Genomic DNA, 21,084 nt, shown 5'->3' on the forward strand with positions numbered 1-21,084 from the left:
CTCAGACCTGCGCCTGCGCGGCCCTCGCCCGTTGCAGGCGCTGGGTCAACGTTGCAATGGTCACCGCCAACACACCGCACACGCTGATGACAATCGCCATCGGCATGGCCGTGCCGTCGTGCAATACGCCCACCAGCGACGCCGCGCCCGCCGCCACACCAAACTGAATGCAGCCAAGCAGCGCCGATGCACTGCCTGCCCGCGCACCCTGCCCGCTCATGGCGCAGGCTGACGTGTTGGGCAAAATGCAGCCCAGGCTTGCGATACAAATGAACAGGGGCACCAACAACGGCCACAAGGCCTCGGTGCGCAAGGCGGCAATGCCCAACAGGGTCAACGCCGCCACTACATAGACCCATACGGTGCGTGACAGCAAAAACGCCGGGGCACGCTTGGCCAGCAACCGCGCATTCAGTTGTGCAACCAGGATAAAGCCGGCAGCGTTGGAGCCGAACAGCCAACCGTAATGCTCGGCAGGCACACCGTACAGCTTGATGAATACAAACGGTGAGCCGGCGATATAGGCAAACATCCCGGCGATCGAGATGCCGCCGGTCAACGCGTAGCCGAGGTAAACCCGGTCTGACACCAGCGCGGCGTAGCGGCGCAGTGACCCGGACAACGGCTGGCGAGGCTGGTGGGCCGGAAAGGTTTCCGGCAACCCGACGGCCACGGCAATCGCCGCCATCACGCTGAACACCGACAACGCCAGGAAGATCGACTGCCAGCCCCACACCCCAACCATCACCCCACCTGCCAACGGTGCGAGGATCGGCGCCAGGCCAGTAACCAGCATCAGTTGCGAGTAAACCTTGGCTGAGCCCACGGCATCACATTTGTCGCTGACGACCGCCCGCGAAATCACCATCCCCGCGCAGCCGCCAAGGGCTTGTACGAAGCGCGCGCCGATCAGCCACTCCAGCGATGGCGCATAAGCGCAGGCGAAGGACGCCAAGGTAAACAGGGTGACACCGCTGAGCAGCGGCACGCGCCGGCCAAAGCGGTCCGCCAGCGGTCCGTAGATGAGTTGGCCGATGGCCAGGCCCGCGAAATACACTGCCAGGGTCAGCTGGATATGTTTTTCGTCGGTCGCGAACGCCGTGGCCATTGCCGGAAAGCCCGGCAGGTAAAAGTCGATCGCCAACGGCGCGAAGGCGCTCAAGGCGCCCAGAATCAGAATTATGCGGAGGTTCATCAGACACCCAAGTGAGTCGGCAGCCCGACAGTCTAGCCGCGCTTGGGTGCCCTGAACATTACGATAGCTCGCTAACTATCAAAAAATTCAAGCAAGCCTGGCACTGTAGCCTTCTTCAGTGATCAGGCTGATGACCTGATCGGCAGACAACCGACTACTTTCAACACTCACGGCTTTCGCCGCCAGGTCGACCTTGACACTCGCCGCCGGGTCCTGGCTTTGTACCGCCTGGGTCACCGCCCGGACGCAATGGCCGCAGGTCATTCCTTCAACGCTGAAAACTTGCATGACATGACTCCTTTGATGAGGTTGTGGCCAGTTTTGACCTTGCCATGATGGCAAGGTCAAGCGTTGAAACTTTCGGCCGGGCTGGTATTCAGCCGCTGCCTCGGCCAAGCTTCATTTCTCTTAGATATGAACCACGGAGCATTCGCCATGCGCTGGTCGTTTTTTAGCCTTATCGGCCTGTTGAGCTTGTCTGCCGCTGCGCCCATGGCCTGCGCCGATGAAGACTACGCGGTGCTGATCATTTCCCGCGAACGCCTGGAAGTGCCGACTAACTGCGAGATCGGCCTGTATATCCAGGATCAATTGGCCGGGCGTCTGTTTCAGGAACAGGCCACCTCGTTTAACTTGCCGGCTGGCAATGTGTCGCTGCGCCTGAAGCTGCTGCCCGGCCAATCGCCTGGTTGCCTGCCGGGCATGCTCGCCCCGCCGGCGCAGAACATCACGCTCAAAGCCGGCGACATACGCAAGTTGCGGATCGCGCAAGGCCCGGACGGCATGTACCTGAAACCCGCTGCACTGGAATATTAAAGGCGCTTGACCTTCCCCACAGGTCAAGGTTGATCCTAGGGGCAACTTCTTTTGGAGGACTGCCCCATGAATGGATCCACCACCTTTGACCTGCCCATCAGCGGCATGACCTGCGCCAGCTGTGCCGGCCGCGTCGAACGGGCGCTGGGCAAGGTGCCGGGGGTGCAAAGCGTCAGCGTCAACCTGGCCAATGAACGCGCGCATGTCGAAGTGCTGGGCAAGATGGACCCCGCAGTGTTGATCGCCGCCGTCGACAAGGCCGGTTACACCGCCAGCCTGCCCCAAAGCGAAACCGTCACCGATGCCAATCAAGCCCAACGCCTGCACCGCGAGCGTTGGTCGTTGCTGCTGGCCATTGTGTTGGCGCTGCCGTTGGTACTGCCGATGCTCGTGGAGCCCTTCGGCCTGCATTGGATGCTCCCCGCCTGGGTGCAGTTCGCCCTGGCCACGCCGGTGCAATTCATCTTGGGCGCGCGCTTCTATATCGCCGCCTGGAAAGCCGTACGCGCCGGCGCCGGCAATATGGATTTGCTGGTCGCCATCGGCACCAGCGCCGGTTACGGCCTGAGCCTGTATGAATGGCTTACCGCGCCCGCTGGCACCATGCCGCATCTGTACTTCGAAGCTTCCGCCGTGGTGATCGCTCTGGTGCTGCTTGGTAAGTACCTGGAAAGCCGCGCCAAACGTCAGACCGCCAGCGCCATCCGCGCCCTCGAAGCGTTGCGCCCGGAGCGCGCGATTCGCCTGTTTGAAGGGCGCGAAGAAGACGTCGCCATCAGTGCGTTAAAGCTCGACGACCTGGTGTTGGTGAAGCCCGGCGAACGTTTCCCGGTGGATGGCGACGTCGTGGACGGGCAGAGCCATGCCGACGAAGCCTTGATCAGTGGCGAAGCCCTGCCCGTGCCGAAACAACCGGGCGACCCGGTCACCGGCGGCGCCATCAACGGCGAGGGCCGTTTGCTGGTGCGCACCCGCGCTGTTGGCGGGGAAAGTGTGTTGGCCCAGATCATTCGCCTGGTGGAAGACGCGCAGGCGGCCAAAGCCCCGATCCAGAAACTGGTGGATAAGGTCAGCCAGGTCTTTGTGCCCGCCGTGCTGGTGCTGGCGCTGATCACGTTGCTGGGCTGGTGGCTATACGGGGCGCCACTGGAAACCGCGATCATCAATGCCGTCGCAGTGCTGGTGATTGCCTGCCCATGCGCATTGGGGCTGGCCACACCGACAGCGATCATGGCCGGTACCGGCGTCGCCGCGCGCTACGGGATTCTGATCAAGGACGCCGAAGCCCTTGAGCGTGCCCATGATGTCAGCGCCGTGGTGTTCGACAAGACCGGCACCCTCACTTCAGGTACGCCAAAGATTGCGCATTTGGTGGCGGTGGATGGCAATGAAACCCTGCTGCTGCAACAAGCCGGCGCGCTGCAACGCGGTAGCGAGCACCCATTGGCCAAGGCCGTGCTGGATGCCTGCCGCGAAAAAGCGCTGACCGTCGCGGATGTGAGCGCCAGCCAATCCCTGACCGGGCGCGGCATTGCCGGCACCCTTGAGGGCCGGCAACTGGCGCTGGGCAACCGTCGAATGCTCGAAGAAAACGGCTTGAATGCAGGCAGCCTGGCCGACGCCGCCAAGGCGTGGGAAGCCGAAGGCCGCACGTTATCCTGGTTGATCGAACAAGGCGCGCAGCCCCGCGTGCTGGGGCTGTTCGCCTTTGGCGATACGCTCAAGCCCGGCGCCCTGGAGGCGGTGACACAACTCAAGGCCCGGCACATCAGCAGCCATTTGCTCACCGGCGACAATCGCGGCAGTGCCCGCGTGGTGGCCGATGCCCTGGGTATCGATGATGTACACGCCGAAGTCCTTCCCGCCGACAAGGCCGCCGCCGTCGCCGAGCTGAAAAAGACCGGCGTGGTGGCGATGGTCGGCGACGGCATCAATGACGCCCCGGCCCTGGCCGCCGCCGATATCGGTATCGCCATGGGCGGCGGCACCGACGTGGCGATGCACGCGGCCGGAATCACCCTGATGCGCGGCGACCCACGCCTGGTGCCGGCCGCGCTGGAGATCAGCCGCAAGACCTACGCTAAAATCCGCCAGAACCTGTTCTGGGCCTTTGTGTATAACTTGATCGGCATACCGCTGGCTGCGTTCGGGTTGCTCAACCCGGTATTGGCGGGTGCGGCCATGGCCCTGTCCAGCGTCAGTGTGGTGAGCAATGCGTTACTGTTGAAAACCTGGAAGCCTGAGGATTTGGAGGATCAACACCCATGAACATCGGCCAGGCAGCCCGTCAGAGCGGGCTGAGCGCGAAGATGATTCGCTACTACGAATCCATCGGCCTGCTCAAAGCCGCGCACCGCACCGACAGTGGCTATCGGGTGTATGGCGGCGACGACTTGCACACACTTGCGTTTATCAAGCGCTCGCGGGATTTGGGCTTTTCATTGGAAGAGGTCGGCAAACTGCTGACCTTGTGGCAAGACCGACAGCGGGCCAGCGCCGACGTAAAAGCCTTGGCGCGCCAGCACATCGAGGCGCTGAATCAGAAGATTATGGAGCTGGGGCAACTGCGCGATACGTTGCAGGACCTGGTGGAGCATTGCCAGGGCGATCATCGGCCGGATTGTCCGATTCTCAAGGAGTTGGCATCGGGCAGCTGTTGCGCCTGAGCATTTAGCCGGCGCACTGCAAAGCCAAATGTGGGAGCGGGCTTGCTCGCGAATGCAGGGTGTCAGTCACTTCATCTTTCACTGATCAACCGCATTCGCGAGCAAGCCCGCTCCCACATTTTTTAGATCTTCATTTGCAGGAAGATCATTGCATCCAGGGCGGCGGCGGTGGTTCGTCGGGCACTTTACTCGCCGGCGCATCATCCGCCGCCCGTATCGCCTGGCGACGCTCTTCATCCAGCCGCGCCGCTTCGATCTCGCGGATCACACCGCCCACGTCCGCCAACTCTTCCGGCTCGTCGAACTCGCCGGTCAAGACGCTGGCCGGGTGCAAGGTGCCGGCTTCATACAACGCCCACATTTCCTTGGCGTACTTGGTCTTCTTCAACTCCGGGGCAAAGCGCCCGAAGTAGGAAGCCATGTTGCCCACATCCCGCTCCAGCATGTTGAACGCGTGGTTGTTGCCAGCGGCATCCACCGCCTGCGGCAGGTCGATGATCACCGGGCCCGTCGGCGTGAGCAGTACGTTGAACTCGGACAGGTCACCGTGCACCAGGCCGGTACACAGCATCAGCACGATCTGGGAAATCAGGAAGGCGTGGTATTCGCGCGCCTGGTCCGGCTCCAGCGTGACGTCGTTCAAGCGCGGTGCCGCATCGCCGTATTCGTCGGCCACCAGTTCCATCAACAGCACGCCTTCGAGGAAGTCGTACGGCTTGGGCACGCGAACGCCCGCACCCGCCAGGCGGAACAATGCCGCGACTTCGGCGTTTTGCCAGGCGTCTTCAGTTTCTTTTTTGCCGAACTTGGAGCCCTTGGCCATGGCCCGGGCCTGTCGGCTGTTGCGGACCTTGCGGCCTTCCTGGTATTCGGACGCCTGACGAAAACTTCGTTTATTCGCCTCCTTGTAAACCTTGGCGCAACGCAATTCGTTGCCGCAGCGCACCACATAAACAGCTGCTTCTTTACCACTCATGAGTGGGCGCAGCACTTCGTCGACCAGACCGTCTTCGATCAGGGGTTCAATGCGTTTAGGAGTCTTCATCAGCTTTTATTGTGGGTCCTTTATTACCAAATACGCGTATGGCACTCGTTATACGGCAATCAGCTCGCCGGTGGGAGAGGCTACCGACCTCTGACCACTGAAGAATGCATGCAATGGGCCAATTTCTTCGGCAATTAGCGTTCGATGATCGCCGTCACTCCCTGACCGCCGGCGGCGCAGATCGAAATCAGCCCACGGCCCTTGCCCGCTGCGTCCAGCAGCTTGGCCAGATTGGCGACAATGCGCCCGCCGGTGGCGGCAAACGGGTGCCCGGCCGCCAATGAACTGCCTTTGACGTTGAGCCGGCTGCGGTCGATGGCGCCCAGCGGCGCATCCAGCCCCAGGCGCGTCTTGCAGTAGTCGGCATCTTCCCAGGCCTTGAGCGTGCACAACACCTGGGCAGCGAACGCTTCGTGAATCTCGTAATAATCAAAGTCCTGCAACGTCAGGCCGTTCCTCGCCAGCAGGCGCGGCACGGCATACACCGGCGCCATCAACAGGCCTTCGGCACCGTTGACGAAATCCACCGCAGCCGCTTCACCATCGCGCAAGTAGGCGAGGATCGGCAAACCGCGCGCCTTGGCCCAGGCTTCACTGCCCAGCAATACCAGGGAGGCACCGTCGGTCAGCGGCGTCGAGTTGCCCGCGGTGAGCGTGCCCTTTTCGCTACGCTCGAACGCCGGTTTGAGACTGGCGAGTTTTTCCAGGGTCAAGTCCGCGCGCACGTTGTTATCACGGGTAAGGCCCAGAAAGGGTGTGAGTAAATCGTTGTGCCAACCTTCGGCGTAGGACGCAGCCATTTTCTGGTGGCTTTCCAGCGCCAGTTGATCTTGCTCGGCGCGGGGGATTTGCCAGGTCTGCGCCATCAGCTCGCAGTGCTGGCCCATCGACAAGCCGGTGCGCGGTTCGCCATTACGCGGCAGTTCCGGTTTGAGGTGATGCGGACGAAGTTGTAACAAGACTTTTAATTTATCCGCCATGGACTTGCTGCGGTTGGCTTGCAGCAGGAGCTTGCGCAGCCCCTCATTCACGCCGATCGGCGCGTCGGACGTGGTGTCGACGCCACCGGCAATCCCACACTCGATCTGGCCCAGGGCGATCTTATTGGCCACCAGCAACGCCGCTTCCAGGCCGGTGCCGCACGCCTGTTGAATGTCGTATGCCGGCGTTTGCGGCGACAGGCGCGAGCCCAGCACGCACTCGCGGGTCAGGTTGAAATCCCGTGAATGCTTGAGCACCGCCCCCGCCGCCACCTCGCCGATGCGCAGGCCGTGCAGGTTGTAGCGTTCGATCAAGCCTTCCAGCGCCGCCGTCAACATCGCCTGGTTACTCGCCGTGGCATAAGGGCCATTGGAGCGGGCGAAGGGGATGCGATTACCGCCAATGATCGCTACACGGCGCAATTGAGTCATGGAAAGCTCCCTGAAGGTGATGAGGTGAGTCTGTGAGACTAGCCTAGGCTCAATCGAACGACTTTCACCTCTTGATGGTCCACCGTTTGAACCCCAGCACTCGGAGAGCGTTCCATGTCTGACCGTTATATCGACTTCGCCAACTCAAGCCTCGGCCATCGCCTGGTCGCCGCCATTGGCCTGCCGTCACCGGTACGCCTGGAACGCTGGCAGGCCGGACGCCTGCGCCCGGTGGAAGGTGCGCTGTTGTTGGGTGGCGGCGCGCTCGCGGCCAAGGTGCTGCCGTTTGCCAATAAACTCACCGACGCGATTTACAGCTACGGCCCTGAGCCATTGGCCGCGTCCGCGTGGATCCCGGGGCATGGCCCCAAACTCAAGGCCGTGGTGTTCGATGCCAGCGACTTGCAGCACACCGACCAGCTCAAACAGCTGCGCGAATTCTTTCAGCCGTTGCTGAAAAATCTTGCACACAGCGCCCACGTGGTGATCCTTGGCCGCGCCCCGGAAACCCTCAGCGATCCGTTCGCCGCCAGCGCACAGCGTGCCCTCGAGGGCTTCAGCCGATCCCTGGCCAAAGAGCTGCGCAGCGGCGGGGTTCTGCAGTTGTTGTACGTCGGCGAAGGCGCCGAGGATCAGCTGGAAGGCGCGCTGCGATTCTTCCTCTCCCCCAAAAGTGCCTATATCTGCGGCCAGGTGATTCGCCTGCAAGCCTGCGCCACACCGGTCGCGGATTGGACTCGCCCGCTGGCCGGGCGCAAAGCGCTGGTCACTGGCGCCGCACGGGGTATTGGCGCCGCCATTGCCGAAACCCTGGCGCGCGACGGTGCCGATGTGATCGTACTGGATGTGCCCCAGGCCAAGGCTGATCTTGACGCGCTTGCGGCGCGCCTGGGGGCGCGCACTATCGTGCTGGATATCTGCGCCGAAGACGCCGCTGCACAGTTGATCGAACACTTGCCGGACGGCATCGACATCGTGGTGCACAACGCCGGCATCACCCGCGATAAAACCCTGGCCAATATGACCCCGGAATACTGGGACGCCGTACTGGCGGTCAATCTCAACGCGCCGCAGGTGCTGACCAAAGCCCTGCTGGACAGCGGCACCCTGCACGACAACGGCCGCGTGGTGCTGCTGGCTTCCATCAGTGGCATTGCCGGCAACCGTGGGCAAACCAATTATGCGGCCAGCAAGGCCGGCTTGATCGGCCTGGCTCAGGCGTGGGCCCCTTTGCTTCAAGAACGCGGCATCAGCATCAACGCGGTTGCCCCCGGTTTTATCGAAACCCAGATGACCGCGCACATTCCCTTCGCCCTGCGTGAGGCTGGGCGCCGCATGAGCTCATTGGGCCAGGGTGGTTTGCCGCAAGACGTGGCCGAAGCGGTGGCCTGGCTCGGTCAGCCGGGTTCCGGAGCGGTCAGCGGCCAAGCATTGCGGGTGTGCGGGCAAAGCCTGCTGGGAGCGTGAGCATGGAGTGGCGGACATTAGACAGCACCCCGTTTCTGCCGCCGCTGTACTGGCGGGCGGCGCTCAAGCGCAAGATCACCGGCAGTACGTTGCCCGATGAAGGGCTGCGCTGCCACCTGCGCGTGAACCCCGAGCACCTGGCCGCTTATCGCCAGGTGTGCGGGTTTGCGGACAGCCCGGTGCTGCCGGGTACGTATCCGCACGTGCTGGCGTTCGGTTTGCAAATGCAATTACTCACCGACAAACAGTTTCCGTTCCCGCTGCTGGGGCTGATTCACCTGAGCAACCGCATCCGCATCCATCGCCCATTGGGCGGTGTGAGTCACCTGATGGTTGGCGTGCACGCGAACAACCTCCAGCCCCATGCCAAGGGCGAGACCTTTGATATCGTGACCACGGTGCAAGATTCCCTCGGTCTGTTGTGGGAAGCCGAGAGCCGAATGCTCTGTCGCGGAGTGAAACTGGAAGGCACGCCGCACGATGATCACGTGTCGGCCACAGGAGACGTCAGCGAATTGGCCCGTTGGAAGGCACCCGCCGATATCGGCCGCCGATATGCACGAGTATCCGGCGACTACAACCCGATCCACCTGAGCGCATTGACGGCCAAGCTCTTCGGCTTCCCGCAGGCGATCGCCCACGGGCTGTGGAGCCTGGCGCGAACGCTGGCCGCGCTGGATGAGAACGTGCCTGCTGCCAATGTTGAAATAGAGGTCGAATTCAACAAGCCCGTGCGCCTGCCCAGTGAAGTCATCTTACTGGCCCATGCCGCAGGTGCCAGCGGCGAGTTGCTGTTAAAGGGAATGGGTGACCTTCAGCATATGGCGGGCAAGTGGCACCCGATCGCATGAGAAAAACCATTTAATTGTATATATACACCCTAAGTTATAGCGGACGCCCTGGCGTCCGTTTTTTTTATTTAACCCATTGATATATAAAACATAGATAACTTTATACAGCCCTCTGTTACACCCTTCGCATTAACCATTAAGCCGACTAAGACCTTGTGTATATAAATTGTTAATACCAAGTTGAGCGTTGCGAGAAAGAGTGCCCGGGTCTGTGATAACCACACGGACAAACGTATCGCTATCCAAGAAATAACGAGCGTTTGAAAACAACCAAGGTTGTACAGGTGCAAGGGAACTCCATCATGAAAACTCAAACTCAAGTAGTGTTATGGAAAACAAGTACCGCGCTGGCCCTGATCATGGCGATGAGCCTCGGTGGCTGCAGCAGCGGTGGTGGCGGGCATCACAGCAGCGTGGCGGCATCCTCGCCTGACGCAGGCGCGGGAACCGGCGGTGGCACGGGTGGCGGTGGTACGGGCGGTGGCACCGGTGGCGGTACTGACGGCGGCACGGGCGGCGGTACTGGCGGTGGCACGGGCGGTGGAACCGGTGGCGGTACTGACGGTGGCACGGGCGGTGGAACCGGTGGCGGTACTGGCGGTGGCACGGGTGGCGGAACCGGTGGCGGTACTGGCGGTGGCACGGGTGGCGGAACCGGTGGCGGTACTGGCGGTGGCACCGGTGGCGGTACTGGCGGTGGCACGGGCGGTGGCACGGGCGGCGGAACCGGTGGCGGCACGGGCGGCGGCACGGGCGGCGGCACGGGCTCGGTAACACCGCTGGTAACAGGCCAGATCGTCGGCGCCCTTGGCACCACCGTCGGCAACGTAGGCACAGCGGTGGGTAACATTGGTTCGAGCTTGAACGGTGTTCCAATTGTCGGCGTTACCGCTGGCGGCCTGGTCACGTCCACCGGCAATGCCGTCACCAGTATTGGTACCGGTGTCACAACAGGCCTGGGCTCCCTGGGTACCGACAGCAATTCCCTGGGCAAAACGGTTGCTGGCGTAGGCACCGGCGTCGCCAATCTGGGCACCGGCGTGTCCACTGCGGGCCAATCCCTGGGCACCACACTGAGTGGCGTACCCGTGGTGGGTGGCTTGACCGGAGGCGTAGGCACAGCAGCGGGTGGATTGGTTAATACTGCCGGTCAGGCAGTCACCATGCTCGGCGATACCCTTAGCACCGCCAGCACCACCGGCCCATTGGGCTCGTTGACGAATACGGTGGGCAGCAAAGTGCTGGTGCCTGTGGTTTCCCTGGTGGAAAACACCACCGGCAACCTCGGCACGGCCACCGGCCTGGGCAGTCCGGTCAATGGCCTGCTGAATAAAGTCGGCAGTACCGTGACCGGCGTGGGCGGTCAAGTCGCCAGTGCCGGCGGTGCCGGCAACCCTGTCACGACGGTGGTGGGCGGTGCATTGACCGGGGTTGGCAGCGTGCTCGACAAGTCCGGCGGCTATGTCGCTCCCGCCAGCGCTGCGCCAGCCTCAGGCATACCTGAATTGGTGGGCGGCCTGGTGGCCAATGTGGGTAACGGGCTGAATGCCGGCAACACCAACGGCACTGTCAGCGCAGCCGGTGTAACCGGCGGCGCACTGGGCGGCACCGTCGCCTCGCTGGGTACCGTGATCGGTGGCAATGGCGTCGCCAATACGGCCGCCACGGCGCCGGTGGCAAGCGTGACCACCACCGTCGGCGCGGCCCTGAACCCTGTGACAACCGGTGTTGCCAGCCTGACGCAAAATGTCGGCACCACCACAGGCGTCGGCGCTCCGGTCAACGGTCTGGTGACCCAAGTCGGCGGTGCAGTCAGCGGCGTCGGCACCACGTTGACCGCCGCCAACGCCAACCCGGTGACTAACGCCGTGGGCACCACCGTCACCGCCGTCGGCAACACCGTGGGCGCGGTAGGTGGGTTGGTCACCGGCGGTACCGGCAGCGGTGGTGGCCTGCTCGGCGGTCTGACCGTCGGCGCCGGCACCAGTGCCCCGGCCAGTGGCACCACCAGCACCGGCACAAGTGGTGGTCTGGGAGGGTTGTTAAACGGTCTGACCGGCAAATAATAGAATGCACCTGGCCGATTAGACGGCCTCCCCTACAGCGCCTACGCTTGGTTGAGACGAGAGACCCTATCAGTCTCTCGTCTTTTTTATAGGGCTTGATGCCACGCCCTCCCGAACCGCGTCCCAGAACCCGGCGGGCCCGAGACGCTGCTGCAGTCTGACCATGGAGTGTCCTATGCGCGTGTTGACTCCGTTGTTTTTGCTTACCCTCAGTGCTTACGTTCAGGCTGAGACCCTTCCCAGTTTCCTCAACAGCAACGACACCATTCGCAACCTGCCGGTGCCTAACCTACCTGCCGACGCCTATCGACCCGTCACGCCACAAACCCAGGTGCCGCAAGCACCCGCCACCCAGAACCAGCCGTTGCAGATGGACACCAAAGTCACCATCCGCAAGCTGCAGATCGAGGGCGGCACGATCTATCCACTGACCGAAACGGCCCAGGCTTACGCAGCGTTGCTCGGCCATGAAACCAACCTCGCGCAATTGATCGAAGCCACCCGCAGCATCACGCGTCGCTATCAACAGGACGGCTACCTGTTGTCCTACGCGTTCTTGCCGCAACAGACCTTCGAAAATGGCCTGGTGCGCGTGGTATTGGTCGAGGGGTACATCAAGGATTACCAGCAAAGCGGTGACATCGGCGCGGTGTCGGCCTACGTCGACAAACTGGCCAACAAGCTCATGGCCGAACGCCCTCTCACGCGCAAGACGTTCGAGCGCTACACCACCCTGATGGGGCGTATCCCCGGCGTGACCTTGCAGGCGCAAGTGCCGCCGCCGGGCACCACTGATGGGGCCGCGCACATGAAGATCGAAGCCACGCGCAAACCCTTCACCACCAGCATGAGCCTGGTCGATGACAACCGTAACGGCACGCAAGCATTGCTCACCGCTACCAGCAACTCCCAGACGTCGATGGGCGAGCAATTCTACGTCAGTGGTTTGTTCCCACCGGGTGACGATAAACAGCACTACTACCGCGTGGGCTACAGCCAGTTCATCAACGCCGAGGGCAGCCAAGTGGTGGTGGGCGCCGAGCGCTATCGCGCCGACCCCAAAAGCAACATCCAGCTTAACGGTGGCTTCGAACTCAAACCGCATCAGTCGATTGATCGCTACACCATCGGCCTCAGCCATCCGCTGATTGCCTCACCGAATGAATCACTGACCCTGGCTACACGCCTGTACGCGGTGGACCAAACCACGCGCTATCAACTGGTGGGTTACCCGCAGCGTTTCGACATCGAAACCAACCTGCGCGCCCTGGCCTTCGAGGGCGACTGGCGCAAGTCCGACACGCGCCAACTACGCATCCTCAGCGCCGGGCTTTACCAAGGCATCAACGGCTTGGGCGCCACGACGCGCAGTGACCTGGAGGTGACGAAACCCGACCTGGACTTCTTCCGCCTGCGCCTCTCCGGCGTGCAAAGCGACAAGTTCTTCGATAACTGGCAGGGCGTGCTGTCGGGGGCGTTCTACTGGAGCGACAGCACCTTGCCCGACAGCGAGCGCGCCACATTCGGCGGGCAGAACTTCGGCCGCGGATACCCCGATGATCAAGCCTCAGGCGACAAAGGCTGGGGCGCGGCGTACGAGGTCAACTACAGCTTCAATCGCGCCGGCGAGTGGCTCAAGGTTGTGCAACCTTATGTGGTGCTCGACCGTGCCAAGACCTGGTTCAACGAACTGCCAGCCAAAAGCAATGACCTGTCATCCGCTGCCGTGGGCGTGCGCTTTGGCGATAACAAGTACTACAACATTGCGCTGGAAGCGGCCAAACCGATGTCGGACATCGCCCTGGACAGCTTCAATCGGCGCCCGCGTTATACGCTGAGCTTCAGCTATCAACTCTGAATGAGGAGACTGTGCAGAGGGCGTTAACGCCCTCTCACAGGGAGGACTTTCTCAGCGGGAAAAGGCTGTCGAGGGTATCGAACAAGCGCTTCAGGTAAATCGGTTTGCGGAACAGATCCAGCACTTGCAGACGCAACATATCGCTGACGTCATCCATCTCGGCATGGCCCGACATCACGATCACCGGCAAGTGTTGACGAGCGGTGTGTTCGCGCAAACGCTTGATCAACGAGATACCACTTTCCTCGGGCATCCGCAGGTCGGTAATGACCAGCGCGATATCGGGGTGCAGGGTCAGTTCCTGCAAGGCAAAGGTGACGGAGGTCGCCGTAAAACAAACGAAGCCCTCGTTCTCCAGCGATTCCGCCAGTTCAACGAGGGCATCTTCTTCGTCGTCCACCAACAGGATCTGTTGACGGCAAGGTATAGCTGCAGCATTCATAGGCACTACCTGATGTTCCAATCAACAACGTGTGCACTCAACAGGAGGCCGTCTAACACTCACGTAGTGGTAATGGCGGTCTGGATTTTACCAATGAAGGTCGTAATCTGAGGTCCCAGCGTAGTCCCGGCTGCCAGTACCACCAGCGCTACAATTGCAACGAGAATAAGGTATTCGATCGCCGTTGCGCCGTCCTTGCGCTGAAAAAATACCTGGAGTTGAACATACAGTCTCATCAACAGATTAAAGACCATCTTACTTCTCCTCTGGCGACATGACGCCATATCAAAGCTCTGTCCACGCTACTTGCAGTGAGTCGTTACGTTGTCGTAATCGCCGTCTGAATTTTCCCGAAGAATGTCGTGATTTTTGGCCCCAGCGTCGTCCCGGCTGCCAGAATCACCAATGCAACAATCGCCACGAGAATGAGGTACTCAATCGCCGTCGCGCCATCCTTGCGATGAAAAAGTAACTGAAGTTGAACATGGAGTTTAATCAACAGATCAAGAATCATCGGAATGCTCCCTGGGCGACCAGACGCCCTGCCTCGGTGCTGCACAGTAATTGCGATGTGCCATCTGAGCATTGTCAACAAACTTCCCCCTCACAACTGTAAGAAGGGATTAATCACAAAGTAGTGGCTGCTTTGTTGACCTGCTAAAGCCTCGATTTCAAAGGCCGGTTTGTGCGCCACAAAGAAATGTTGCTGTCAGTAATGGCATTTTGTCCTAGCTGAACTACCTTCAAATAGCTAAATAGTTAGTTACCGTTCATAGCAGCTGGTTGCGGAATTAGCCTGTTTGGATAGTCGGGTTTTAGTGCAACGGGAAAGGGAGAGCCGTCATGAACACGCGGTTGAGCATGGTACTGGCGGGTGTGCTTTTGATAGGTGCGCTGTTTGCCGGTTATTGGGGGCTGGTGCTCAGTCGTCAACCTGCCCCTTTGCCGCCACCACCGCCACAGGCTGCACCGGTCGAAAAGGCGGTGGCCGTGGTGGAAGATCAAACCCGCCAACCGGTGGTGGTGTTGGCCCATGATGTACCACCCTTTGTTGCGCTGAATGCCGCCGACCTGGCCGTGGAAAAACTGCGCACAGTACCCGCCGGCAGCTTGACCAGCGTTGACCAGGCCATCGGCCGCACGCCCTGGCGAGCCCTGCGCGCCGGCACCTGGCTGAACGATGAGAGCTTCACCGCCGGCGGCCCGCTGGCCCGCATGATCCGCCCGGACGAACGCGCCCTGGCCGTCGCGGTCGATGAAGTGATTGGTGCCGCTGGCCAACTGAGTCCCGGTGACTACGTGGATGTGCTGCTGTACCTGCGCCAGGACGCCGCCAACCTCGAACAATCGGCACAAGTGGTGGTCCCGGCCATGCGCCTGCTCAGCGTCGGCGATCAAATGGGCCTGACCAACGACGGAGCCCCGGCCACACCACCGGCGCTCACCGCCGAGGAAAAAGCCCAACGCCACGCGCCCTCTCGCACCGTGGTGCTGGCAGTGCCCGAGCAACTGCTGAGCCGCCTGATGCTGGCGACCCAGGCCGGCACCTTGCGCCTGGCGGTGCGCAGCGCCGATGAACGCTTGCTGAGCCACTACTGGGCCGGCGAAAGCGATGCGCCGGGCAACCTGCAAAGCGCCAACCGCGATCTCTACCAATTCACTCAACTGGCCTTTGCCCAAGCCCCGAAAAAACTCGCCCAGGGCAGCCCACGCCGCACCGGTGTTGAAGTGATACGTGGCAATCAAGCAACCCAACAAACACCCGACTGAACAAGGATGCTGTGCATGAGCCGACGTTTCGCACCGGTGTTCACGCTGAAAATCGCCTGTGCCCTGATGCTGTCGAATGTGTCTGTGGGTATGGCCGTGGCCGCCCCAGGCAACTGCGGCAGCCTGGGCCAACTGCCCGCCGCACTCTCGGTAGGCGAGGGTCTGCAACAGGAGCTGCAATCACCCGTCGCGATCACGCGCCTGGCGATCGGCGACCCGAAAATTGCCGATGTCCACCTCAACGGGGACCGCGGTTTCCTGCTGACCGGTGTCTCCTCCGGCACCACCAGCCTGATGGTCTGGACCGCCTGCTCGAACACGCCGCGCCAGAGCATGGTATTCGTCAAAGGCAAGGCCACCTCGGCCCTCACCAACCTCGCACTGTCGCCTTCCGATGACCCGCTGCTGCCCAGCCAGGTGCAGACCGACATTCGTTTTGTCGAGGTCAGCCGCACCAAGCTCAAGGAAGCCAGCACGTCGATCTTCGGGCGCGGCGGCAACTTCCTGTTCGGCAGCCCCAGCAACGTGGCCAACCCGGTGAGTACGCCGTTTCGCGGCAACCTGCCGGTCAACGGCGACACCTTCAATATCGGCTTCGGTGGCGGGCGTGTCTCGGCCATGATCAACGCCCTGGAAAGCAGCGGTTTTGCCTACACCCTGGCGCGTCCAAGCCTGGTAGCCATGAGCGGCCAGAGCGCGACGTTTCTCGCGGGCGGCGAAGTGCCAATTCCAGTGCCCAGCAGCGGTAGTAACAGCATCTCGATCGAGTACAAGGAGTTCGGGATTCGCCTGACGCTGACCCCGACCGTGATCGACCACAACCGGATCTCCCTCAAAGTCGCACCGGAAGTCAGCGAGCTGGACTACACCAACGCGGTGATCATCCAGAACATTTCGGTACCGGCCCTGACCATCCGCCGCACCGACACCAGCGTGTCGCTGGCAGACGGTGAAAGCTTCGTGATCAGCGGCCTGATCAGCAGCAACAACAGCACCAATATCAGCAAATTCCCCGGCCTCGGCGACATCCCGGTCCTGGGGGCGTTCTTTCGCGATTCCTCGGTTAAACGCCAGGACAAAGAACTGCTGATGATCGTCACGCCGCACCTGGTGCAACCGTTGGCGGCCAACGCCCAATTACCGTCCTTGCCGGGCGAGAAGCTGCGCAACTACGACCCGAACTGGTACCGCCTGTATTTTCTGGAAAACGGTAATTTCGACCGACTCAACGGTTTGTCCCAATGAGCGATAGCCTGAGCCAGACGTTTCTGGCAATCACGCGCAATACCACCGACCTGGAATGGCTGCAGGGCGCGCTGGCGCCGCTTGGCCAAGTGGTCAGTGCCGGCAGTGGCACCCTGGACGAGCTGCTGGCGCTGGTGGATGTCACCTTCGCCAACCTGGTGTTCATCGGCCTCGACCGTGAGCACGTGGTCGCCCAAAGCGCGCTGATCGAAGGTGCGCTGGAAGCCAAGCCGATGCTGGCCATCGTCGCCCTCGGTGACGGCATGGACAACCAGTTGGTACTCAATGCAATGCGCGCCGGCGCCCGGGATTTTGTCGCCTACGGTTCACGCTCCAGCGAAGTCGCCGGGCTGGTGCGCCGCCTGAGCAAGCGCTTGCCGCAGGTCACCACCAACACCCAACTGGGCGGCCTGACCGTGCTGTACGGCACCCAAAGCAATGCCGACGGCGCCCTGCTCACCAGCCATTTGGCGTTGGTCGTGCAAAAGAGCGGCCAGCAAACGTTGCTGCTGGACCTGGGCCTGCCCCGCGGCGACAGCCTGGCGCTGCTGGGGCTGGAAAGCTCATTCAATTTTGGCGATGCCCTGCGCCACCTCAGGCGGCTGGACACCACCCTGATCAACAGCGCGTTTACCTCTGCCGAAGACGGTCTGCGCATCCTCGCCTACGCCCCCAACGACGAGCCGCTGGAGCTGACCAGCGCCGCCGAGCTGTACATGCTGCTCAGTGCCTTGCGCCAGCACTTCCAACACATTGTGGTGAACCTCGCCGGCCAACCGGACAGCGAAGCGCTGCGCACGTTTGTCAGCCACTGCGACAAGCTGTTGTGGTGCGCCGACCAGAGCGTACTGGACTGCCGTCGCAACCTTGGCGTGCTTAAACAGTGGCGCGAAAAAGGCATGAAACTGGAGCACGCCAAGCTCTTGGTCGACCGCTATATCAAAGGCTGCGCGCCCGATGCCGAGGCCTTGGGCAAAAGCTTCGGGCTGGAAGTGATCGCCGTGTTGCCGTTTAGCCCGGAGGTGCGCCTGAACGCCAAGAACCAGGGGCAAACCCTGTTTGCACTGGCCCCTCGGGAAAGCCTGACCCACGCCCTGAAAACCCTCGGCGAGCGCCTCGCAAAACGCTCGGAAGGCATGAAGAAAACGTCCAACACCTGGCTTGAACGCTTGCTGGGAGCCGGCAAATGAACGGCGAAAAACTCTTTGGCACACCGGTTCGCGAATTCGGGGGCAATACGGACCACGACGGGCTGAAGCTGGTGCTGCATCGTTACATCATCGATGCCATCGAAGAGTCGGGAAAAAACCTGCTGGAGGGCTCGCGCCAGCTGTTGGCGCAGTTCGTCATCGACAAAGTCGCTGAATACATCAACCGCCTGCACCTGGCGATTTCCCGTTATGAGATGGAACGGCTGGCCGAAGAAATCGTCGACGAGTTGACCGGTTTCGGCCCACTGGAAGTCCTGCTGCGCGACCCGTCCGTGACGGAAATCCTGGTCAATGGCCCGCACCGGGTGTTTATCGAGCGTGACGGTTTGCTGCACCAGAGCGACCTGCGCTTTATCGATTCGCACCACGTTGAGCGGGTGATGCAACGCATCCTCGCGCCGCTGGGCCGGCGCCTGGATGAGTCATCGCCGATGGTCGACGCCCGTCTGCCCGATGGCAGCCGGGTCAACGCGATCATCCCGCCGATCGCCCTCGATGGGCCGTGCCTGTCGATACGTAAATTTCGCAAGGACATGCTCAAGAGCAGCGACCTGGTCGCGATGCAGACCATCGACCAGAACATCTTTGACTTCTTCCAGGACGCGGTCGGCAAGCGCTGCAACATCCTCATCAGTGGCGGCACCGGCACCGGCAAAACCACTTTGCTGAATATTCTCAGCCAATTGATCAACCCCCATGAACGCCTGGTCACCATCGAGGACGTGGCCGAGTTGCAACTGGGCCACCCGCACGTCGTGCGCCTGGAAACCCGCCCGCCGAACGCCGAGGGCCACGGCGAGGTCAAGGCCAGCGACCTGATCCGCAACGCCCTGCGGATGCGCCCCGACCGCATTATTCTCGGCGAGATCCGTGGTGTCGAAGTGCTCGATGTACTGACCGCCATGAACACCGGCCACGACGGTTCCATGAGCACCGTGCACGCCAACAACGCCGGTGATGCGCTGCTGCGCCTGGAAACCCTGGTGGGGTTGACCGGCCGCGTGGTGGCGGAGAAAACCCTGCGGCAAATGATCTGCGCGGCCCTGGATGTGGTGATCCAACTGACCCGCCTGCCCGACGGGCGTCGTTGCGTCAGCGAAGTGGTCGAGGTGGTGGGCATCCGCGAAGACGTCTACGTGACTAACACCCTGTTCCGCCATGACCGGCGTACCGGTTTCGGTTTTCTGCGCGAAGCGGTCAACCCTGCCGGCGAAAAACTGCGCCGCGAACCGACACTGCCTTGAAGGAGGCACAACCATGACCGGGGCTATCCTGCTGCTCATCTGCCTGATCCTGATCGGCCTGTCGCTTCGGTCCTTTCAAAACGGCCTGCGCCGCGCCCAGACCGAGCGCGTGTTGGGCCGGCTCGCCGAAGGCCAGCCGCAACTGACCGAAGAGGCCGGCCAGTGGAGTGGCGTGGAAAAAATGTTCCTGCGTGCGGGCCTCGGCAAACCCAGCGACAGCTTGGGGCTGTGGCTGACGATGTGGGGCCTGGGCGTCGTGTTGGGTGGGTTGGTGGCCGGTTGGGCCGGCCTGCTGGTGATGCTGGTATTGCCGCTGTTGCTGTTGCGTCTGTACATCGCCTGGCGCTACCAACGACGCATCAAGCGCATGATCGAACAGTTACCGCAATTGCTCGACCATACCGTGCGCAGCCTCAAGGCCGGACGCACGTTGGCCGATGCGGTGCTGGGCGGTATCGAGATCACAGAGGACCCGCTGCAAGAGGCCATGGGCCGTATCCGGCGCAACGTGCAGTTGGGTGTCAGCCTGCCGGAATCCGCCCACGACTTTGCCGAGTTCTACGAGCGTGATGAGTTTCGCCTGTTCGCGTTGGGCCTGAAGGTCAACCATCGCTATGGCGGCAACGCCAGTGAACTGCTGGAAAACCTGATCAAGATGATCCGCGAGCGCGAGCAGGCCGCTCGCCAGCTACGCGCCCTGACCGGCGAAACCCGGGTGACCGCCTATGTGCTCACCGCTCTGCCGATCTCGATGATCGGCTACTTCCTGGCGGTGAACCCCGCCTACCTGATGACCATGTGGAATGACGGCACCGGGCGCATGCTGTTGTTCGTGGCGCTGATCATGCAGCTGTTGGGCTGCTTCACCTTGTGGCGCATGTTGCGGAGCGTATGAGATGGCTATTTCGCTGCTGATCAGCGCCGTACTGTTCCTGGCTGCCCTGGCGCTGGTGCTGGCCAACTTGATTAAACATCGGCGCAGCCAACGCCTGGTCGCCCAGCGTTTGCAGGGCCAGATGGGCAGCGAACACAAGCTCGGCAACCTAATGCGCCAACTGGGCAACAGCCCTTTGGCGCAGCGTTCGGTCAGCCTGGACAACGAAACCCAAACCCTGCTCAACCGGGTCGGCTGGCGCCAGGCCTCCCAGCGCTCCATGTTCGCGGCCATCCAAGTGGGCACCCCGTTACTGCTGTTGGGCGTTGTGTTGGTGGGCCAGCAACTGCTGTTTCCCCACACGGCGTCGCCGTGGCTGGCGCCCTTGATTGGCCTGGGCATCGGCTACCTGCTGCCCAAGCGGATTCTGGCCAGGGCCGCCAATGCGCGGCAGCAACGCATTGCGCGCGAGGTCTCCACGTTCATTCCGCTGCTGCGCATTCTGTTCGAATCCGGCATGGCGGTCGAACAAGCGCTACGCGTGTTGAGCATTGAAGCGCAGCGCCTGCTGCCGGCGCTGACCCATGAACTGCGCCTGATCCTGACCCGCGTCGACTCCGGCCTGGAACTCAGCGAAGAGCTGGGTAAAACCGCCAGGATGCTGGCCGTGGACGAATTCACCGACACCTGCACCATCCTCCAGCAACTGGTGCAGCAGGGCGGCGGCGCGATGAAATCGTTATTGGCGCTCAAGCAATTGCTCGACGACCGACGCCTGACGCGCATTCAGGAATTCGTGTCGAAAATGTCCGCGAAAATGTCGGTAGTGATGATGGTGTTTTTGTTTCCCGCCCTGCTGATCGTGCTTGGGGGGCCGGCGTTTATCGGTATCTCTCGGGCCTTGAGTAACTTATGAGGAGCG

At 61.8% G+C, this 21,084-nt stretch carries 20 protein-coding genes; 13 read left to right on the forward strand and 7 right to left on the reverse strand.

Annotation, left to right across the window (positions count from 1 at the left end):
• Position 1: 1 nt before the first annotated feature.
• Together JFT85_RS12675 and JFT85_RS12680 are read right to left on the reverse strand one after the other, a co-directional pair.
• On the reverse strand, positions 2–1,195 hold the full coding sequence (locus JFT85_RS12675) for a multidrug effflux MFS transporter (protein WP_201229939.1): 1,194 nt from the start codon (positions 1,193–1,195) through the stop codon (positions 2–4).
• Positions 1,196–1,282: 87 nt separating this feature from the next.
• Positions 1,283–1,483: a heavy-metal-associated domain-containing protein gene (locus JFT85_RS12680; protein WP_053254170.1), complete on the reverse strand. Its 201-nt coding sequence runs from the start codon at positions 1,481–1,483 to the stop codon at positions 1,283–1,285.
• Positions 1,484–1,630: 147 nt separating this feature from the next.
• Here JFT85_RS12680 and JFT85_RS12685 point away from each other — a divergent pair, with 147 nt between their 5' ends.
• From JFT85_RS12685 to cueR, 3 genes are all read left to right on the forward strand, one after another.
• On the forward strand, positions 1,631–2,011 hold the full coding sequence (locus tag JFT85_RS12685) for a hypothetical protein (RefSeq protein ID WP_053254169.1): 381 nt from the start codon (positions 1,631–1,633) through the stop codon (positions 2,009–2,011).
• Between the two features lie 66 nt (positions 2,012–2,077).
• Positions 2,078–4,279, forward strand: a complete 2,202-nt coding sequence (locus tag JFT85_RS12690) for a heavy metal translocating P-type ATPase (protein ID WP_069550942.1) — start codon at positions 2,078–2,080, stop codon at positions 4,277–4,279.
• Positions 4,276–4,677 (forward strand): Cu(I)-responsive transcriptional regulator, encoded by a 402-nt coding sequence (gene cueR / locus JFT85_RS12695; protein WP_053254167.1) that lies wholly within the window; start codon positions 4,276–4,278, stop codon positions 4,675–4,677. Before JFT85_RS12690 ends, cueR begins: the two co-directional genes overlap by 4 nt.
• A gap of 145 nt (positions 4,678–4,822) precedes the next feature.
• Here the strand turns inward: cueR and JFT85_RS12700 are convergent, their stop codons facing one another.
• Both JFT85_RS12700 and JFT85_RS12705 read right to left on the reverse strand, forming a co-directional pair.
• A complete protein-coding gene (locus tag JFT85_RS12700; RefSeq protein ID WP_053254166.1) occupies positions 4,823–5,722 on the reverse strand; it encodes a PA4780 family RIO1-like protein kinase in 900 nt (299 codons plus the stop codon).
• Between the two features lie 134 nt (positions 5,723–5,856).
• Positions 5,857–7,134 (reverse strand): acetyl-CoA C-acetyltransferase, encoded by a 1,278-nt coding sequence (locus tag JFT85_RS12705; protein ID WP_069550940.1) that lies wholly within the window; start codon positions 7,132–7,134, stop codon positions 5,857–5,859.
• Between the two features lie 114 nt (positions 7,135–7,248).
• Between JFT85_RS12705 and JFT85_RS12710 the strand changes: the two genes are divergently transcribed.
• The 4 genes from JFT85_RS12710 to JFT85_RS12725 all read left to right on the forward strand — a co-directional run bounded on the left by JFT85_RS12710 (position 7,249) and on the right by JFT85_RS12725 (position 13,376).
• Positions 7,249–8,601, forward strand: coding sequence for a 3-oxoacyl-ACP reductase (locus JFT85_RS12710; protein ID WP_053254164.1), 1,353 nt, complete (start codon positions 7,249–7,251; stop codon positions 8,599–8,601).
• Positions 8,602–8,603: 2 nt separating this feature from the next.
• On the forward strand, positions 8,604–9,452 hold the full coding sequence (locus tag JFT85_RS12715) for a MaoC/PaaZ C-terminal domain-containing protein (protein WP_201229940.1): 849 nt from the start codon (positions 8,604–8,606) through the stop codon (positions 9,450–9,452).
• A gap of 302 nt (positions 9,453–9,754) precedes the next feature.
• Positions 9,755–11,518: a collagen-like triple helix repeat-containing protein gene (locus JFT85_RS12720; RefSeq protein ID WP_242486534.1), complete on the forward strand. Its 1,764-nt coding sequence runs from the start codon at positions 9,755–9,757 to the stop codon at positions 11,516–11,518.
• 175 nt (positions 11,519–11,693) lie between these two features.
• Complete coding sequence (locus JFT85_RS12725; protein ID WP_053254162.1) at positions 11,694–13,376, forward strand: ShlB/FhaC/HecB family hemolysin secretion/activation protein; 1,683 nt, start codon at positions 11,694–11,696, stop codon at positions 13,374–13,376.
• A 34-nt stretch (positions 13,377–13,410) separates the two neighbouring features.
• On the opposite strand, the gene JFT85_RS12730 is transcribed toward JFT85_RS12725, so the two are convergent.
• From JFT85_RS12730 to JFT85_RS12740, 3 genes are all read right to left on the reverse strand, one after another.
• The gene (locus JFT85_RS12730) at positions 13,411–13,818 is read right to left on the reverse strand and encodes a response regulator (protein WP_053254161.1); all 408 of its coding nucleotides are present in this window, start codon (positions 13,816–13,818) and stop codon (positions 13,411–13,413) included.
• A gap of 59 nt (positions 13,819–13,877) precedes the next feature.
• Positions 13,878–14,072 carry a Flp family type IVb pilin gene (locus JFT85_RS12735; protein WP_053254160.1) on the reverse strand — a complete coding sequence of 65 codons (195 nt, stop codon included), beginning with the start codon at positions 14,070–14,072 and terminating at the stop codon, positions 13,878–13,880.
• A gap of 65 nt (positions 14,073–14,137) precedes the next feature.
• Entirely contained in the window at positions 14,138–14,332 is a 195-nt protein-coding gene (locus JFT85_RS12740) for a Flp family type IVb pilin (protein ID WP_053254159.1), read from the reverse strand.
• Positions 14,333–14,661: 329 nt separating this feature from the next.
• Here JFT85_RS12740 and cpaB point away from each other — a divergent pair, with 329 nt between their 5' ends.
• From cpaB to JFT85_RS12770, 6 genes are read left to right on the forward strand one after another with little or no spacing between them, the layout of a single operon-like run.
• Positions 14,662–15,588, forward strand: coding sequence for a Flp pilus assembly protein CpaB (gene cpaB, locus JFT85_RS12745; RefSeq protein ID WP_069550937.1), 927 nt, complete (start codon positions 14,662–14,664; stop codon positions 15,586–15,588).
• A gap of 15 nt (positions 15,589–15,603) precedes the next feature.
• Positions 15,604–16,833: a type II and III secretion system protein family protein gene (locus JFT85_RS12750; protein WP_069550936.1), complete on the forward strand. Its 1,230-nt coding sequence runs from the start codon at positions 15,604–15,606 to the stop codon at positions 16,831–16,833.
• Positions 16,830–18,023 carry an AAA family ATPase gene (locus tag JFT85_RS12755; protein ID WP_053254156.1) on the forward strand — a complete coding sequence of 398 codons (1,194 nt, stop codon included), beginning with the start codon at positions 16,830–16,832 and terminating at the stop codon, positions 18,021–18,023. Before JFT85_RS12750 ends, JFT85_RS12755 begins: the two co-directional genes overlap by 4 nt.
• Positions 18,020–19,288, forward strand: coding sequence for a CpaF family protein (locus tag JFT85_RS12760; RefSeq protein ID WP_053254155.1), 1,269 nt, complete (start codon positions 18,020–18,022; stop codon positions 19,286–19,288). The genes JFT85_RS12755 and JFT85_RS12760 overlap by 4 nt, the downstream gene beginning before the upstream one ends.
• Positions 19,289–19,301: 13 nt before the next feature.
• Positions 19,302–20,183, forward strand: a complete 882-nt coding sequence (locus tag JFT85_RS12765; RefSeq protein ID WP_078827693.1) for a type II secretion system F family protein — start codon at positions 19,302–19,304, stop codon at positions 20,181–20,183.
• A gap of 1 nt (position 20,184) precedes the next feature.
• Entirely contained in the window at positions 20,185–21,078 is an 894-nt protein-coding gene (locus JFT85_RS12770; RefSeq protein ID WP_078827692.1) for a type II secretion system F family protein, read from the forward strand.
• The last annotated feature ends 6 nt before the right edge of the window (positions 21,079–21,084 follow it).

This window comes from Pseudomonas sp. TH04, assembly GCF_016651355.1.
GTDB classification, from domain to species: Bacteria; Pseudomonadota; Gammaproteobacteria; order Pseudomonadales; family Pseudomonadaceae; genus Aquipseudomonas; species Aquipseudomonas fluorescens.